Below are 16,087 nucleotides of genomic sequence, written 5' to 3' on the forward strand. Positions count from 1 at the left end.
CCAACTGAGGCCGCGTCAAAGGGGGAACAGAAGACTCGGAGGCGATGGGCGAAGGTTGGTAGGACACGACGACAGCCTCCCACCGACGAGCCCCCCACACCCACACAACTAACGAAAAGCTCAGTAGTGCGAGCGAGCCTCGTACGTCGCATCGGTGTGGCCGATCGCTGTGACGACGCCGGCCGCCGTCAGCCGCTAGCCGGCAGATCGCGTCCGGTCCTCCCCGAAGCTCCGACGCGAGGTCGACGAAACCGGGGATGACGCTGGCCCACGGCAGCTCGACGTCCGCCACACGAGGTGGGGGGCCATCTCCGACGTGGGCGTTACAGGTGCCTTCGACGAGGAGCCACCCCGGCGCGAAGACCCGCGCCGGGGTGACCACCCGTGAAATGGTCAGGAGCACGTCAGGCACTCGTGTCCGGGGTGACCAGTGACTCGGTCTCCTCGTCCTCGCGACCTGGCGTACGCAGGTTCCAGCGCCGGATCACGAACCGGAACAAGAAGTAGTAGATCGCGGCGTACCCGAGCCCGATCACGATCAGCCAGAGCGGTCTGGTCGCGATGTTGAAGTTGAGCAGGTAGTCGGAGAGACCGGCCGAGAATCCGAACCCGTCCTTGATGCCGAGCGCGTTGACCAGCGCCAGCGACGTGCCGGTGAGCACCGCGTGCATGATGTAGAGCGGCCAGGCGACGAACATGAAGGCGAACTCCAGCGGCTCGGTGACACCGGTCAGGAACGAGGTCAGCGCGGCCGAGAGCATGATGCCGCCGACGATCTTCTTCTGGGCTGGCTTGGCCTCGTGCCAGATCGCCAGAGCGGCGGCAGGCAGGGCGAACATCATGATCGGGAAGAAGCCGGCCATGAACGCACCGGCTGTCGGGTCCCCGTTGAGGAACCGCGCGATGTCGCCGTGCACGACCTCACCGCTGCCGGTGGTGTAGGAGCCGAACACGAACAATGGCGGGTTGTTGAGGATGTGGTGCAGGCCCAGCGGGATCAGCAGCCGGTTCAGCGTGCCGTAGACGAAGCCGCCTATGACGGTGTTGTTGGTGATCCACTCGCCGAGGTTCGTGAGGCCGGAGTTGAACGCCGTGTAGAACAGGCCCATCACCACCGAGATGATGATCGCGGTGAAGGCGGTGATGATCGGGACGAAGCGCCGGCCACCGAAGAATGCCAGGTACGGCGGCAGGCTGATCCGGTGGAACCGCTGCCACAGGTACGCTGCGACCAGGCCCATCACGACGCCGCCGAGCACGCCGTAGTTGATCAGTTCTTTGGCCTCACCCTTGCCGGGCGCACCGAGGATGAACGGCGACACGGCGTCACCGACCGACTTGAAGACCAGGTAGCCCACAACAGCGGCGAGGGCGGTCGACCCGTCGGACTTGCGGGCCATGCCCACGGCGACGCCGACCGCGAACAGCAGCGGCAGGCTCTCGAAGAGGGCGTTGCCGCCGGCTCCGACGACTGCCGCAACCTTCTCCCAGCCCAGGCCGTCGGCGCCGAGCAGGTCCGGCTGCCCGAGCCGGAGCAGCAGGGCCGCTGCCGGCAGTGAAGCGATCGGGAGCATGAGGCTCCGACCGAACTTCTGGAGTGGGTGTTGCTCGCCGGCCGTGGCGGGGCCCGGCTCCTGCACATCTTGAAGGTGCCGCTGTCGCGGACGAGTGTGCTGTTCCAGCTGATGCGCATGCGGCTGCCGCCGGTCGCGACACCGAGGGTGCTGGGCGTGGATGACTTCTCGCTGTACGCGGACGTCTACGGCACGCTGCTGGTGGATGCCGACACGCGACTGCCGATCGAGTTGTGGGCCGGGCGCGATGCCGAGCAACTGGCCGCCTGGCTGCGGACGCATCCCGGTGTCGAGGTGGCGTGCCGGGACGGCTCGCTGGTCTACCGACAGGGCATCACCGAAGGGGCCCCGGACGCGGTGCAGGTCAGCGACCGTTTTCACCTCTGGCAGGGACTGTCGAAACGGGTGTCGGACATCGCCGCCGTCCACCGCGGCTGCCTGTCCGCCGCAGTACCCGAACCCGAACCGGCCGCACCACCGTCGGCAGAACAGTCCGAGGCGGCTGATACTCCCGCGCGCCGTCACGCCAAGCGGCTGTTCGAAGCGGTGCACGCTGTCTCCGGCACCGGCCGCTCGCTCAGCGCGGTAGCTCGCGAGCTGGGCCTGAACCGGCGCACCGTGGCCAAGTACGCACGCGCTGCCTCCTGGCATGAGTGCATTCGGCGCACTCCGCGCCGCCGGTCCACGAGCCTCGACCCGTATCTGGAGTATCTGCGTCAACGTTGGGAGGAAGGCGAGCACACCGCAACAGTGCTTCACCAGGAGATCGTCGCCAAGGGCTACTGCGGCCACTACCAGAGAGTCAAAATGGCCATCGCGCCGCTGCGTCGCGGTCTGCCGATCGACACACCGCGCGAGCGGCCACCCTCGCCCCGCCAGGTCGCCCGGTGGATCACCACCACACCGTCCCGGCACGGACTGCAGCCACCGAGGCACTCCGGCGGCTGCTTGAGCACTGCCCAGAGCTGGACCGAACCCACGACCTGGTACGGCAGTTCGCGGCCATGCTCGACGCCCGCGACGCCGCCCCGCTACCGGACTGGCTCGACCGACTCGAAGCCTCCCGCCTCTCTGCCTTGGCCAGCCTGGCCAAGGCCATTCGCGAGGATCAGCCCGCAGTCGTCCAGGGGATCACCACCCCGTTCAACTCCGGCGTCAACGAAGGCCGGATCACGGATCTGAAGCTCCAGAAACGGATCACGGCAGGCCGTGCCGGGGTTCCGCTCCTCCGCCACCGCGTCATCCTCATGGCCCACCTCCGACGCCGCTACCCGTGACGGAGCGTCACCAGCGCACGGTGGCACACCCCCGCTTCACGGAAATCTTGCCAGGGCCGTCAATGTGCTCAGGTTGGTACACGCGAACGGGGCCCTCGCCCGGGGCCAGGCGCCGGTTAAGAGGTCGTTTTCAAGAAACAGAAACTCACCCTTGACCAGACCCGCGAAGCGCAAGAGGTAGGTCTGCTGACCTGACCACAGAGCGAAAGCCCCGCTGCTGGCCGTAGTGGGGCCGGATGGAACAGCAGGCCGAAGCTCGGCGGAACTCTTCCCGCCGAGCTTCGGCCGTTACTGACCACGGCAAGCCGAAGTTGAAGTCTCCGTCGCCTTCATCACAGGTCATTCCCCGTAGGCGCGGGATCTGCGTCCTCGTGCAGCGCTTACCGGAGTCGGCAGCAAACTTCTGCGGTGCGAGCGAGCCGCCGCCTTTGCTGTTCTTGCCACCACCCCCGGAATCGTCAGCACCGGATCCTGAGACAAAAACCCCCACCGCGGCAACCATCGCCGCAGCCCCCCTCTCGGACACGCTGGCCTTCCTTCGCCCTCTGCTGGTGATCACAGCAGTTCAGAGTCGGGATCTCCGCACCTGCCACGCCAGTGGCCGGGGCCAAGGGGCAGCTCAGATTCTGGAATGGGTTGGCTGCCACTGGTGCGGCTGCGGCAGTTCTTACCGTGGGCGTCTCCTCCGGTTCGGCCCACGCCATCGAAGAGACGCGCTGCGGCGAACGTTCCGATTTCCTGGAGGTGTGGTCCCACGGCAAAAAGCTCTGCTTTGCCAACACTGGAACCGTTCCAGTGGAAATCTACGACGTCACTTCCATCCAGAGTGGGGACAACAACATAAGATACTGGTTCCAATTCAGGGAGGACGACCAGCGGATTATGCACAGGGACATGGAAAAGTGGGACGGCTGGGCGGGGGACAGAAGACATCACAAGGTCACGAAGCTCACCATCTGGTAGGCCAATAGTCCAACGGCACCTGCGCTTCACTCGTGAGCACGGACAACGGCGCCGTAGAGAACCGCGGCGCCATTGAGCCTTTTCCATCCTCAGTTTGAGCTGGCCAGATGCAGGGAGAGGATGGCCTGAACGAGTTTGGTGATACGGGTGGTTGAGCAATGGAGCTTGCGGAGGAGCCGCCAGGATTTGAGAGTGGCAACAGCCTGTTCGACGAGGGCCCGGATCTTCGCGTGGGACCGGTTGACTGCCTGCTGGCCTGTGGAAAGGGTCTCCCACCGGCCCCAGCAGGGGACACGGACCGTGCCGCAGGCGCCGCGGTATCCCTTGTCGGCCCAGCAGGGGACGCCCGCTTGGGCGAGAGCGTCGATGACGCTGTGCTCGCGGGCTGCACGGATGTCGTGGACGGCGCCGGGCAGGGCTGGGGAGGCCCACAGCAGTCGGCCGTGGGAATCGGCGATGACCTGCACGTTCATGCCGTGCTTCTTGTGCTTGCCGGAGTAGAAGGGCCGGTCGGTGGCGATCCGGTCGATGGGCAGCAGTGTTCCGTCGAGGAGGACGAACGCCTTCGTCGAGGCGACTCGCGCCGCCTCGGCCATGGTGGGGGCGAGGGCGGCCAGGAGGTCGACGGCCTCGGCGATGTAGCGGTAGGCGGTGGTGGTCCCGATGCCGAACCCGGCTGCGAGCTGGGCGTACGTTTGCCCGCTGCGGAGGTGGGCGAGCGTGAGAAGGGCTTGACGGCCCGCTGGCAGCCGCCGCCACCGGGTACCGAGCATGCGGCGGTGTTCCCGCAGTCGTTGCGTGAGGAAGCGGAGGGCAGAGCTGGACACGTCGACGCCAGACGGGTAGACAAGCACGCGAAGCCTCTGGTGGAGATGGTTCTTCTTGGTCGAAAACCCATCTACCAGGGGCTTCACCACGCTGTCAGGCCAACGGACGACCCACCACCGCAGGTTGGAAAAGGCTCAGTAAAGGTTGTCCCGTAACGGCTGGTCACGGGTGAGATGATCTTGGCGTGGCTGGTGTGATCACGGCGTCGGTGCCGTCCTGGATAGGTCCGTTCACCGGGCTGAGCCCGCGTTGCTTCGGCAAGTTGGTGACCGCTGTACGTCGCGAGACCGCGAGCAAAGTTCGACGAAGGCGGCCTTGGGGCCTATCGCTCGAAGATCGAATTCTGCTGGTCACGGCCTACTGGCGCACGAACCTGACGCTGCGCCAGCTGGCTCCGCTGTTCGGCATCTCCAAGTCTGCGGCCGACCGGATCATCGACCATCTCGGGCCGCTTCTCGCGCTCCGGACGCGCGAGCGGTTCCGCAAGGACACCGTGCTCATCGTGGACGGGACTCTGGTGCCCACCCGCGACCGCACGATCGCCGAGCAGTCGAAGAACTATCGCTACTCCACCGCCCACCAGGTCGTCATTGACGCTGACAGCCGTCTGATCGTCGTGGTTGCCCGGCCCCTGCCAGGCAACCGGCATGACGCCAAGGGCTGGGAAGAATCCGGCGCCAAGGCCGCCGTCGGTAACACCATCACGATCGCCGACGGCGGCTACCAGGGCACCGGCCTGGTCATCCCGCACCGCCGCCAGGCCGGACAGAGCGAACTCCCGGCCTGGAAAGAGCAACACAACCGCTCGCACAAACGCGTTCGTGCACGCGTGGAGCACACCTTCGCCCGTATGAAGACCTGGAAGATCCTCCGCGACTGCCGCCTCAAGGGCGACGGCGTCCAGGACGCCATGCGCGGCATCGCCCGCCTGCACAATCTCGCCCTCACCGGATAGCCAACATCCGACAAGGTCCAGGATGCTCATGCGAACCGATAGAGGGGCGGCAGTGATGCGTGTGCTGACATGGAACGTGTGGTGGCGTTTTGGCCCATGGGAGGAACGACGGAAGGCCATCCTCACGGCGTTGAGAGACCTCCAACCCGATGCCATCGGCCTTCAGGAGGTATGGTCCGGCGGCGGGGAGAACCTTGCGGAATGGCTCGCGTCCAACCTTGACATGCACTGGACCTGGGCAGCATCCCGCGCGCCGGCGTCTGGGGTGAACTCTGCCCCCACGCCCGGCATCTGCCGCCCTGACAGCACACGCCGCCGAGCTGCGACGCCTCCCCCAGGCGGGCCGGTCGGGCAACTCCAGGCTGATGGCGTCACGCCGGGACAGTGCTTCGGCGATCGCCGGGCCGCTCAGCACGGCCTGTGGCTCCGTAGGGACCTCGTTGTCGGCCGGACTCCCAGCAGCTCGTGCCGCTGTGCGGACGGACTCGTGTACCAGCGAGCCGGCCTTCTCATCAGCCCTTCGCCATCGCCGTTGCCGCCACCCAACCAGCCAGCGGGCTGGCCGCCACCGACCGCGGATCATCCATAGGCGCCGCGCCAGCGTTCCCAGTCCTGTCGCCGCCAATCCCGCCGCCTCGCTGGCGAGGAGGAACCCGCCACTATCACCACGATCACGGCCGAGCTGTGCCCGCTCTTGGCCCACTCGTCGACGCCACGACCGAGCGTCTGAGGATCCACCGCGTGCGCCCACCCCAGTCGCGACGCGAGCAGTACGGTCGCGACCCACAGCACGCCGGGCAGCACCACGAGGTTGAGCCAGTGCTCGGCGACCTTCTGGCCCAGGGTTTCCAGAAACCTCGTCACCCGCTGACCACCTTCACCGGCCTCAAGGGGTCCGTGGTGAGCGGACAGGTCGGTGTCGCCCTGTCGCCCGAAAGCTGGACTCGGCCGCACGGGCGCGGGTGCGGCCATCGCCGCCCGTGGGGGGAAGCCGACAGTGATTCAGCGAACTGAATGCCCGTCACATCACAGTCAGCCGCCTCGGACAATGGCGGACCCTGGTCACCTGCTTCGAGAAGGCCGTCGGCGTCTACCGGGTCGGCCTTCTCATAGCAGGCATCCTCATCCGGACAGCACGGTGATCCGTAAGAATCGGCCCAGAAGAACGTCAGCGGCGCGTGGCCCGGGCGGCGTAGGAGTCGTGGATCTGCTCGCCCGTGCAGAAGGCTGCCTCGGCGTGGCTGCGAATGTGTTCCAGGGCCAGGTCCAGGTACTTCAGCCGGTGCGGCGCTCCCATGATGTATGGGTGGACGACCAGCGCCATCACGCGCGAGGAGCCGTCGGCCTGGGCGTCGGCGAGGAGTTGGTCGAACTGGTCGACCGCGCGGCGCCGGTACTCGTCGGCGGTGTGGTGCTGGATGAGCATCATCGCCACGTCGTTGCACTCCTGGGTGTAGGGCACGTTGACGATCGGAGTGGTGCGGGTGCGCAGCCGGGTCGGCTGGTCGTCCAGCACCCAGTCGCAGACGTATTCGTAGCCCTCCTCGACCAGCAGGTCGGGGGTCTCCCAGGTCTCGGTGAGGCCGGGGCCGAGCCAGCCGCGGGGCGGTTTGCCTGTGGCGGCGGTGATCGCGTCGCGGGTGCGCTGGATGTCGAGCCGTTCGTCGGGCACCTTCTGCATGTTCTTCTGTGTGAACCCGTGGCCGATGAACTCCCACTGGCGTCGGACGGCGGCCTCGGTGATCTGCGGGTAGGCGGCGATCGCGGAGCCGTTTACGGCGAGGGCTGCGGGGATGTCGTGCTGGTCGATCACCCGCAGCATGCGCCAGAACCCCACGCGGTTGCCGTACTCGTGCCAGGACCAGTTCGGTACGTCCGGCGAGGGTATCCCGCCGGCCGGTGGGGAGAGCACGGTGCGCGGCATCGGCTCGGTGTCCGACCACTCCTCGATGTTGACGATGAGCCAGACGGCGACGCGTGCCCCACCCGGAAGGCGCAGAGCCGGGCGTCCCCCGATGGGTTCGTAGTCGATCCGCTCGGTTGGCTTCATGCCGCGGTTACTTGGCATCGTGGTGACTCCCGTTTTCAACGATGGTTACGGACAGTGGTGCGAGGCCGCTCACTTCGGCGCGGACGACGTCCCCTGGGGCGAGTGCGTCGACGCCGGCGGGCGTGCCGGTGTAGATGAGGTCACCGGCACGGAGCCGGTAGTCGGTGGACAGGTGGGCGATGATCTCGGCGACGTTCCAGATCATCAGTGAGAGAGGGGTGTGTTGACGGACCTCTCCGTTGACCGCCAGCCGTAGTTCGGCCATGGCGAGGTCGCCCGCCGATTCGCTGGGCGTGATCGGCCCGCACGGTGCGGAGAAGTCGAACGCCTTGCCGGCCTCCCAGGAGATCTGCCGTTCCCGACAGTCACGCTGCCGGTCGCGGCGGGTCAGGTCGATACCGGCGGCGTAGCCGAACACCAGCTCAAGCGCCTGCGTCACCGGTACGTCGACGCCGTCCGCTCCGAGCGCCACGACGAGTTCGCCCTCGAACTGGAAGTCGACGGTGCGAGGTGGGTAGGGCACCCCAGTGCCGTCGCCGATGACCGCGTCGGCCGGCTTCTGGAAGAAGAACGGGTCGTCCCGCTCATCGCCCTCGCGCATCTCCCGGACGTGGTCGACGTAGTTGCGGCCGACGCAGTAGACCCGGCGCACGGGGAAACGCTCGGCGGCACCGGCGATGGGCACCGATACGGTCGGCGGGGCGAACAGCAGCGTCATGAGTCCTCCGATGGGGCGGTGGTGCTGAATCGGGCCGGGCGCAACAGCAGGGCGAGCAGCGCCCCGGCCAGGGAGAAGCCGCTGATCTGCACGAGTCCTGCGTAGGTCCACCCGAGGTCGGCCACGAACCGGGTGAAGACCAAGCCGGAGACGCCGGCGGCGACGTACACGCAGGTGATGAACATGCCCGAGCCCTGGCTGGCGATGGTGGGGTGAACCGACTTCACCAGCAGGCCCGCGAGGGCGACATACGCCCCGCCGCTGGCGAACAGCCCGAACAGGAACGAGAGCGTGGTCTGCCAGGCCGGGTCGGACGGGCCGAGGAAGAGCCCGGCTGCCGTCGCAGCGGTCAACGTGTTCATCGAGCCGAGGCAGACGCGCGGGTCGATCCGGTCGGTGAGCCAGCCGCCGAGCGGTGAGGCGAACGCGGCCAGTCCGGCCAGCCCAACCGTGAGACCGGCCTGGCCCGAGCTGAAGCCGAGTTCGTCGCGCAGGTAGGTCGCGTAGAGGCCGATATAGGCGAAGTCGGCCAGACCGAACAGCATGGTGATGGCGGCGAGCAGCATCGGATTCCAGCTCAGGACTGTGCGGGATCCGCCGACGGCGCGCTCCCGTGTCTGTGCACCGGTGCCGGTCGCCTCGGTGAACCGGCGCGGCACGAAGAAGACCACCATGAGAGCCAGGAGCAGGCCCAGTCCGCCGAACGCGAACATCGGTGCGTGCCAGGTGCCGTAGCGGTCCAGGAGGGCTGATCCCACCACAGGTCCGATGACCGAGCCGGTGGCGAACGCCATGTTCACGGCCCCGATCGCCAGTCCCCGGTGCCGGGGGAAGGCTCCTGCGGCGATGGTCAGTATCGCGGCCAGTTGCAGCGCTTCGCCGACACCGGAGATCACCCGCCAGACAAGCATGTCGGCGAAGCCGACGCTGAAGACCGTCAGCACGGTCGCGACGGAGAAGGCGGTGGTGCCGACGACGACGAGCAGCTTGCGGCCGAAGCGGGCGAGTGCGATTCCGGCGGGTATGCCGGCGAGTCCCATGCCCAGGGCGAAGATGGTGGACTGCAGGCCGGACTGGTCGAGACTGAATCCATACTCCTGCCGGACCTCGGGGAGCAGGACGGGGAAGACCATCCGGTCTATGGCGTTCACCGAGTAAGCCAGCAGGAGCAGTCCGTACATGGCGACGGCGGGGGCGCCCATGACGCGAGGAGTTGCGGGGCGGTTTGATGCTTCGCTGATGGTCATCTGTGCACCGTCCGGATCGTCGTCGGCGCGGCGGGCCGAAGTGGAAGGGGTGGAAGGAATGCCTTGGGTGGCCAGGCGCCATCGGCACGAGCCCGTGCCACGAGCGCGTCACGGCGGTCATCGGCGCCGGAGATGGCAGCTCGCGCGGAGGGCTGGGTGAGCCGGCCGCCTTCGAGCAGTACCCGGCCGTCGACGACGACCGTGACGATGTCGGTGGCTCGGCCCTGCCTGACCAGTGCCTCTGCCGGATCGCCCGACGGCAGGAGGTTGGATGTACGGGCATCGACCAGCAGCAGGTCTGCCCGTTTGCCGGGGGCGATCGACCCGGTCACGTCGCCGAGGCCGAGGTCGTGTGCGCCGTCGAGCGTCGCCATCTGCAGCAGCCGGCGCGGCGTGACCGTGGACGCCCCGGTGCGGGCGGCTTCGACGGCCTCCACGGTGCGCAGTGTGGTGAACACGTCGGGAGCGGTTGGCATGGCGAGGGTGTCCGTAGACAACGAGACTGGTACCCCGGCCTTGAGCAACTCGCTGAACAGCGGAAATCCCATGGTGCGCAGTTCCGTGATCGGGCTGAGCGACACGCGCGTGCCGGTGGCGGCCAGCGCCTCGACGTCGGGCGCGGAAGCGTGGACGGCGTGCACGATCTGCACATCGGAACCCAGCAGGTCCTCCTCGGCGAGCCGGGTGAGGCCACAGGAGCGGCAGTCCTCCTCACGGAGACATCGGTCGCAGTGCATGGTGATCGGCAGGCCCAGCTCACGGGCTGTCCCCCATTCGCTCCGGCAGATCTCGGATGGTGTGCGGTAGGGGCCGCGCAGCGCCACGCCGAAGTCGAGCAGGCCGTCGAGCTCATCGGCGGGCCAGCGCGCGGCGAAGTGCCGTAGGTCGTCGAGGTCCATCGACTCGTCGGCAGGTGCGGAGTCGCGTGGTCCGTACGAGAACCTGCCGCGGACACCGGCATCGAGCTGGGCGCGGACGTTGACATCGGCGTCCTCGGGGGAGCGGACATTGTGGTCCCAGTTGTGCACGGTGGAGATGCCGGCGGTGACTGCCTCGGCGAGGGCGAACCGGGCTGCCCAGTAGAAGTCCTCGAGGTCGTGGTACGGGCCGAGCGCACGCTTGACGGAGAAGTAGTCGCGGCCTGGCGCGTCGCTGACGGCGCCGCGCAGCAGGCTGTTCCACAGGTGCCAGTGCGTGTCGATGAAGCTGGGCAGTGCGAGCAGCCCGCTCCCGTCGATCACTGTGGCGCCCGGTGGTGCCGTCGCGGGGGAGTCGGCGGTGACAGAGGCGATCACGCCGTCGGTCACCGTCACCGTCGCGTGTTCGACGTCGCCCAGCTCTGGGTCCATCGTGACCGCGTTGACGCCGGTCAGGATCAGATCCTTGCGTTCGGGGAGATCTTCGGATTCAGGAAACATGCAAGCTCATTTCCAGTGCTACGGCGACGCCCACACCCCACACGGCAACCGACCGGCGCAGAGCCTGCGGCGATATGCACCGCGCGGCCCGAACACCCAGTCGGCCGCCGACGAGTCCGGTGACGGCCAGGAGACAGACAGGGCCCCAGGCCACCGGGGCGAGAGTGACGAACGCGAGAGCGGACACCGACCCGATGACGAGTGAGAGCACACCCTTGAGTGCGTTGAGTCGATGTGTTGTGTCGGTCAAGAACACGCCGAGGACAGCCAGCATGACGATGCCGAGCCCGGCGACGAAGAACCCTCCGTAGAAGGCCACTACGAACTGCGAGGACAACAGCCCGAACCGGTTCGGTCCGCTACCGTGCCGTGCTGTCCAGGCGGCGACCCGGGGCTGCGCGGCGAGCATCAAGGCGGACGCGAGAACCAGCCACGGCACGACGGCGCGGAAGAACTCGTCGCTCACAGCGAGCAGGGTCAGCGCCCCGGCGATCGCGCCCGGCACGCCGACCAGGGCGAGCATGCCGATCTGCCGGGCCCGGCCCGCCAGCTCGGCCCGATAGCCGAGCGAGCCGCCGAGGTAGCCCGGCAGGGCCGCGACGGAGTTGGAGACATTCGCGGTGATCGGAGGGACGCCCATGCCCACCAGTGCCGGGAAGGAGATCATCGAGCCCCCGCCCGCCACCGCATTCACCACGCCCGCCAGCAGGCCAACCAGGGCCAGCAGCGCGAGCTCCCACAGATCCGTCACTCCCACGCCCAGCACCTCCCTTCCGGAAGAGAAAGTATGCATTGCATGCAATGCATGTCAACGAATGGGGCAAGACTTGGTGGAGGGGTGTCATCCCTGGCGGGTGGAGGATCCGGACGTGGCGATCACGAGGGGTGGCGACAGCGGGGGGTGGCGATGGCGATCACGATGTATCGCCGGCCCTTGGCGAGGGCTCTCCTACGCCGGGGCCGAACGCCGAGCCGAAGACCGAGCCACGGCTGGACGTCGGCCACCGTGCTGTACAACTCGTCAGGGGCACCTGCGGGTGCTGGACCGCTCGCGCGTCGCGCAGCATCAGCGGGGCGGGCGACGGTTCATGCGGCGCACGCCCCCCTCGGGCCCGACTCCCTGCACGTGCGCGACGTTGGCCATGCCTGGATCGCAGCGAGAGGTGATCGCTGCGAGAGGGTTGGACCGCAGCAAGGCGAAACGGCGTATCCCGTATGTCCGGCCTACGGCGCTCCGTCGCGAAGCGCCTCTCTCCGATGTGTCACTGCTTATGGGCCGCGGTGTAGACCCGCATCGCGGACAAGATGTGCTCTTCGGCGGCACGGCGTGCGGCTTCCTCGTCGCCTGCGGCCATGGCACGGCAGATCTCTCGATGCTGGGCGAGTACCGTCTGGGCCCATTCGCTGTCGGAGAGGTTCGAGACTGTTGAGACCGCGATGCGGTCCCACACGCGGTTCAGCGCATCCGTCAAGAACACGTTGCCGGGAGCCTGACCGAAGCAGCGGTGGAAGTTCAGATTGGCTTTCGCGGAGTGCTTCGGGTCGCCCTCGCCGACTGCCCGCTCCACGTCTTCTGCGGCCTTCTCGATGGCGCGGATCTCCGCCGGCGCGATTCTCCCCACAGCCTGCAGCCGCGCGGTCTGGGCAGCTGCGAGCCCTTCGAGTGAGGCGCGCAACTCGTAGATCTGCTCAACTTCCGCGCTGCTGAGCGTTGCCACCGCGACGCCACGCGCCATCGGCACGACGAGACCGTCGGCCTGCAGTCGGCCGAGCGCTTCCCGTACGGGCGTGCGACTGACCCCCAGCATCTTTGCCAATGCGGTCTCGGTGAGGCGCTCGGAGGGAGCGAGCTCGCCGTCGGTGAAACGCTGGCGCAGCGCCAGGTACACAGCATGGGCGCTACTGGAAGCGCCGTTGGGGAGCGGTGCCATAGGTGTCACAGGCCCAGCATACAGAGTGCACATTGCACACAAGACGCGAAAGCAGAGTTCCACGGTGACGGACGGCCGGAATCCATCGGTACGTGCGGGGCGGAGCTGCCCATCGAGCGTCCGAGAAACAGTGGCTTCGGCCTGCACGTATGACTGCCGCGGTGTCCATCGCCGGGCAGCCGGAATCCGGACGGACGGGGGTGCCGACGCTGTTGACGTGACCGGCATGGCACGAGGTATCTGGTCGCAGAAGCTTCGAACCGCCCGCTGACGGTCTGGCCAGCGAACTCGACGTGCCCGTGGCCCTGCACGTGCGCGGCGGCAGGCCGCTGTCCCGCCTGCGGCAGCTCGGCCTATTGCGCCCCCTTCGGGCAGATGCGCACGGCGTTCCAGGTGGCGCGGTACGCGGCCCTGCACGGCCGCGACGGACCGCCGGGCCGGCTGCCGACGAGCCGAGACGTCCTTGAGTTCGCGACGATCGAGGGTGCCCGCGCGCTGGGCCTCGACGACCGGATCGGCTCACTCACTCCGGGGAAGCAGGCGGACCTCGTGGTACTGCGCGGACCGGCCCGGCGTGGTGCAGGTGCACGATCCGGTGGGCACGGTGGCCTCGGCGATGGACCGGCCCGACGTGGGAAACCGTCCTGGTGGCCGGCCGGATCGTCAAACGCGCGGGCCGGCTGCTGCCGCCGGACCTGTCGTCGCTGATCGACCGGGCGACGGACCTGTGCGGGCGCCTGACGGGCCGACAGATTGACGGGCCCGGCCGCCCGTAGGCGTCAGCGCCGGACGAGCACGCCCTCCTCCACGGCGGCGAGCACATCCCGCAGCAGGTTGTTCAGCAACTGGGCCTCCGCCTCGGGGATACGGGCGACCATCCGGGCGTGTGCCGCGGTCACCGCGCGCACTGCGGACTCCGCGACCTCAACGCCCCGGGGCGTGAGCCGCACCCAGGAGCTGCGGCCGTCGTCGCGGGCGGCCTCGCGGGTGACGAGGCCTGCGCCGGCGAATCGCTTGAGGACGTTGCTGGTGCCGCCGGACGACAGCAGCAGCGCGTGAGTCAGCTCGGTCGGCTTCAGCCGGTAGGGCTCGCCCACACGCCGCAGCATGGCGAGCATGCCGTACTCGGCCTGGGTGAGCCCGAGCCGCTCCAGTTCGTGCGCCGCAACCGCGTCGAAGGCGGCGGTGAGCAGCGCGCTGCGCTTGGCCAGTTCCAGGGGGAGGCCCGCGATCTCGGGCAGCTGAACGTGCCAGGCCGTGATGATGTCGTCGACGTGGTCCGGTTCCGTCATGGCAGGCGTCTCCGTTCCCCCGGCCCTCGTGGCCCCGCAGGTTAATACCTGTCCAAGGATAGCTCAGCGTAAAGCTATCTCAAGAGGCGATACATCCGGATTCCGCCGCAACCCGCTCCCACCACGACTGTTGCCCGACGCGCAAGGAGCCGCTACATTCGCTTAGAGGAAAGCTTTCGGCATAGCTTTTTCGAAATTGATCTCTGGGAGTGAGCATGCAGGCTCGAATCGCCGTGGCGTATCACAGTGGCTATGGCCACACCGCGAAGCAGGCGGAGGCGGTGGCCGCGGGTGCGGGCAAGGTTGAGGACACCACCGTGCAGTTGGTATCGCTCGCCGAGCTGAACGACGAGCTGTGGCAGACGCTGGCCGACGCCGACGCGATCATCTTCGGCACGCCGACCTACATGGGCGGCGCCAGCGCGGTGTTCCGCACCTTCGTCGAGTTCACCTCCCAGGTCTGGGGCGACAACATGCAGTGGAAGAACAAGATCGCCGCCGGCTTCACCAACAGCGGCAACATGGCAGGCGACAAGCTCCACACCCTCGTCGACATCGCCCTCTTCGCCGCCCAGCACGGCATGATCTGGGTCGGCCTCGCGGAGTACGGCGGATGGAACACGTCCAAGGGCAGCAGCGAGGACATCAACCGCCTCGGCAGCTGGCTCGGCGCCATGTCCCAGTCGAACAACGACGAGGGCCCGGACGTCACCCCCTGTGCCAGTGACCTGCGCACCGCCGAGGTGCTGGGCCGCCGCGTCGCCGAGGTCACCCACGTCCAGCTGCGCGGACGCGCGGCGACCGAACTCGAAGCCGTCGTCTCCTGACATGCGCGGGGTCAAGTGGTACCGGACGCTCGCGGTCTGTGCGGCGCTGCTTCTCCCGCTGACGGCCGGCTGCACCGCCGCCGAGCCCGACACCCGTACGGAACGAGCGGCCGCGCAGCGCACCGAGGAGGGATCGGCCGTGGCACGGCGAGGTGACTCCACACGGCAAAGGAAGGGCGACATCCCTGACTGCTTCCACGGCACCGGGGCGAGCGTCCACCGCGTACCGGCGGGCGGTTCGGACACCCGGATGGTCACCCTCGGGGACGGTCCGCGCGGCATCGCCTTCGCGCCGATCTCCTGGGGCGACGCCTGCGAGTGGGCCGGCGAGGCCAAGCGCCTTGCCGGCAAGGGCTATCGCGTCGTCACCTTCGACTGGGGCGCCGACCGCGAGGAGACGGTGACCGCGGCCACCGCGCTGCTGCGCGACCAGGGCGCGGAGCAGGTCACCTGGGTCGGCGGCTGCATGGGCGGCACGGTCATGCTCGGCATGGCGGCGAACGCGAAGGACCGGCCGACCGGGGTCGCGGGCATCAGCCCGCTCGCCTCACTCGGCGGCGCCGAGGTCGACGGCGGCGCAGACTACACCGGGGAGATGCTGCTGCTCGGCACGGTCGACGACCCGCTCGCCGACGAGGGCCGGCTGCGTGAGGTGGCCAGCCACTTCCCGCAGTCCGAGGTCACCGTCCTGCCGGGCGAGTTGCACGCCGCCGAGATCTTCGGCGGCGCCCACCGGGCGGAGGCCCGCCGCAGCCTGGACGGCTTCCTCGTACGAGCCTTCGCCCGCGAAAGCTGACTCCGGTAACCCTCGAAAATCCCCTCGGAACCCACAAGGCAGCCCCGGCGCAGCCGGTGAACTTCACCATCCTGTCCGAGGCCGCCGCCGACCAGATCATCACTGTCCGAGAGACCACGGCCGACGCCGTGTCGCTGATCGGGGCCATCGGACGGGCGGTGCGGACCATCTCCTGCCCGAGGGGCGCCGCCAGCGTTTGAAGGCGAGATTC

18 protein-coding genes and 1 pseudogene are annotated in these 16,087 nt (G+C 68.1%); 9 read left to right on the top strand and 10 right to left on the bottom strand.

Annotation, left to right across the window (positions count from 1 at the left end; all coding sequences use genetic code 11):
* Positions 1-404: 404 nt before the first annotated feature.
* Positions 405-1,574, bottom strand: a complete 1,170-nt coding sequence (locus tag ACTWP9_RS35130; protein ID WP_443250385.1) for a PTS transporter subunit EIIC — start codon at positions 1,572-1,574, stop codon at positions 405-407.
* A 117-nt stretch (positions 1,575-1,691) separates the two neighbouring features.
* Between ACTWP9_RS35130 and ACTWP9_RS35135 the strand changes: the two are divergent.
* The 3 genes and pseudogenes from ACTWP9_RS35135 to ACTWP9_RS35145 form a co-directional block, all read left to right on the top strand.
* Positions 1,692-1,928: pseudogene (locus ACTWP9_RS35135) on the top strand (ISL3 family transposase); the annotation flags it as partial.
* Between the two features lie 533 nt (positions 1,929-2,461).
* Positions 2,462-2,851: a transposase gene (locus ACTWP9_RS35140; protein WP_443250418.1), complete on the top strand. Its 390-nt coding sequence runs from the start codon at positions 2,462-2,464 to the stop codon at positions 2,849-2,851.
* A 672-nt stretch (positions 2,852-3,523) separates the two neighbouring features.
* Positions 3,524-3,814, top strand: coding sequence for a beta/gamma crystallin domain-containing protein (locus ACTWP9_RS35145; protein ID WP_443250386.1), 291 nt, complete (start codon positions 3,524-3,526; stop codon positions 3,812-3,814).
* An 89-nt stretch (positions 3,815-3,903) separates the two neighbouring features.
* Here ACTWP9_RS35145 and ACTWP9_RS35150 read toward each other — a convergent pair whose 3' ends face one another.
* On the bottom strand, positions 3,904-4,668 hold the full coding sequence (locus tag ACTWP9_RS35150) for an IS5 family transposase (protein WP_443250387.1): 765 nt from the start codon (positions 4,666-4,668) through the stop codon (positions 3,904-3,906).
* Between the two features lie 158 nt (positions 4,669-4,826).
* Here ACTWP9_RS35150 and ACTWP9_RS35155 point away from each other — a divergent pair, with 158 nt between their 5' ends.
* The gene (locus ACTWP9_RS35155) at positions 4,827-5,597 is read left to right on the top strand and encodes a transposase (protein WP_443250388.1); all 771 of its coding nucleotides are present in this window, start codon (positions 4,827-4,829) and stop codon (positions 5,595-5,597) included.
* 55 nt (positions 5,598-5,652) lie between these two features.
* Entirely contained in the window at positions 5,653-6,186 is a 534-nt protein-coding gene (locus tag ACTWP9_RS35160; RefSeq protein ID WP_443250389.1) for an endonuclease/exonuclease/phosphatase family protein, read from the top strand.
* On the opposite strand, the gene ACTWP9_RS35165 is transcribed toward ACTWP9_RS35160, so the two are convergent.
* From ACTWP9_RS35165 to ACTWP9_RS35195, 7 genes are all read right to left on the bottom strand, one after another.
* The gene (locus ACTWP9_RS35165; RefSeq protein ID WP_443250390.1) at positions 6,177-6,461 is read right to left on the bottom strand and encodes a hypothetical protein; all 285 of its coding nucleotides are present in this window, start codon (positions 6,459-6,461) and stop codon (positions 6,177-6,179) included. The genes ACTWP9_RS35160 and ACTWP9_RS35165 overlap by 10 nt on opposite strands.
* Before the next feature lie 304 nt (positions 6,462-6,765).
* Positions 6,766-7,647 carry a polysaccharide deacetylase family protein gene (locus tag ACTWP9_RS35170; RefSeq protein ID WP_443250391.1) on the bottom strand — a complete coding sequence of 294 codons (882 nt, stop codon included), beginning with the start codon at positions 7,645-7,647 and terminating at the stop codon, positions 6,766-6,768.
* Between the two features lie 7 nt (positions 7,648-7,654).
* Positions 7,655-8,365: a fumarylacetoacetate hydrolase family protein gene (locus ACTWP9_RS35175; protein WP_443250392.1), complete on the bottom strand. Its 711-nt coding sequence runs from the start codon at positions 8,363-8,365 to the stop codon at positions 7,655-7,657.
* Complete coding sequence (locus ACTWP9_RS35180; protein ID WP_443250393.1) at positions 8,362-9,612, bottom strand: MFS transporter; 1,251 nt, start codon at positions 9,610-9,612, stop codon at positions 8,362-8,364. The genes ACTWP9_RS35175 and ACTWP9_RS35180 overlap by 4 nt, the downstream gene beginning before the upstream one ends.
* Positions 9,609-11,030: an amidohydrolase family protein gene (locus ACTWP9_RS35185; protein ID WP_443250394.1), complete on the bottom strand. Its 1,422-nt coding sequence runs from the start codon at positions 11,028-11,030 to the stop codon at positions 9,609-9,611. The genes ACTWP9_RS35180 and ACTWP9_RS35185 overlap by 4 nt, the downstream gene beginning before the upstream one ends.
* Positions 11,020-11,787: a sulfite exporter TauE/SafE family protein gene (locus ACTWP9_RS35190; protein ID WP_443250395.1), complete on the bottom strand. Its 768-nt coding sequence runs from the start codon at positions 11,785-11,787 to the stop codon at positions 11,020-11,022. Before ACTWP9_RS35190 ends, ACTWP9_RS35185 begins: the two co-directional genes overlap by 11 nt.
* 505 nt (positions 11,788-12,292) lie before the next feature.
* Positions 12,293-12,919 carry a GntR family transcriptional regulator gene (locus ACTWP9_RS35195; RefSeq protein ID WP_443250396.1) on the bottom strand — a complete coding sequence of 209 codons (627 nt, stop codon included), beginning with the start codon at positions 12,917-12,919 and terminating at the stop codon, positions 12,293-12,295.
* Between the two features lie 417 nt (positions 12,920-13,336).
* On the opposite strand from ACTWP9_RS35195, the gene ACTWP9_RS35200 reads away from it, so the two are divergent.
* A complete protein-coding gene (locus ACTWP9_RS35200; RefSeq protein WP_443250397.1) occupies positions 13,337-13,669 on the top strand; it encodes an amidohydrolase family protein in 333 nt (110 codons plus the stop codon).
* 71 nt (positions 13,670-13,740) lie between these two features.
* Here the strand turns inward: ACTWP9_RS35200 and ACTWP9_RS35205 are convergent, their stop codons facing one another.
* A complete protein-coding gene (locus ACTWP9_RS35205; protein ID WP_443250398.1) occupies positions 13,741-14,253 on the bottom strand; it encodes a MarR family winged helix-turn-helix transcriptional regulator in 513 nt (170 codons plus the stop codon).
* A 215-nt stretch (positions 14,254-14,468) separates the two neighbouring features.
* Between ACTWP9_RS35205 and ACTWP9_RS35210 the strand changes: the two genes are divergently transcribed.
* From ACTWP9_RS35210 to ACTWP9_RS35220, 3 genes are read left to right on the top strand one after another with little or no spacing between them, the layout of a single operon-like run.
* Complete coding sequence (locus ACTWP9_RS35210; RefSeq protein WP_443250399.1) at positions 14,469-15,080, top strand: flavodoxin family protein; 612 nt, start codon at positions 14,469-14,471, stop codon at positions 15,078-15,080.
* 1 nt (position 15,081) lies between these two features.
* On the top strand, positions 15,082-15,876 hold the full coding sequence (locus ACTWP9_RS35215) for an alpha/beta fold hydrolase (protein ID WP_443250400.1): 795 nt from the start codon (positions 15,082-15,084) through the stop codon (positions 15,874-15,876).
* A 56-nt stretch (positions 15,877-15,932) separates the two neighbouring features.
* Entirely contained in the window at positions 15,933-16,076 is a 144-nt protein-coding gene (locus ACTWP9_RS35220) for a hypothetical protein (protein ID WP_443250401.1), read from the top strand.
* Positions 16,077-16,087: the final 11 nt, after the last annotated feature.

Origin of the sequence: Streptomyces sp. 3N207, assembly GCF_052246355.1 — a bacterium.
Lineage (GTDB): Bacteria > Actinomycetota > Actinomycetes > Streptomycetales > Streptomycetaceae > Streptomyces.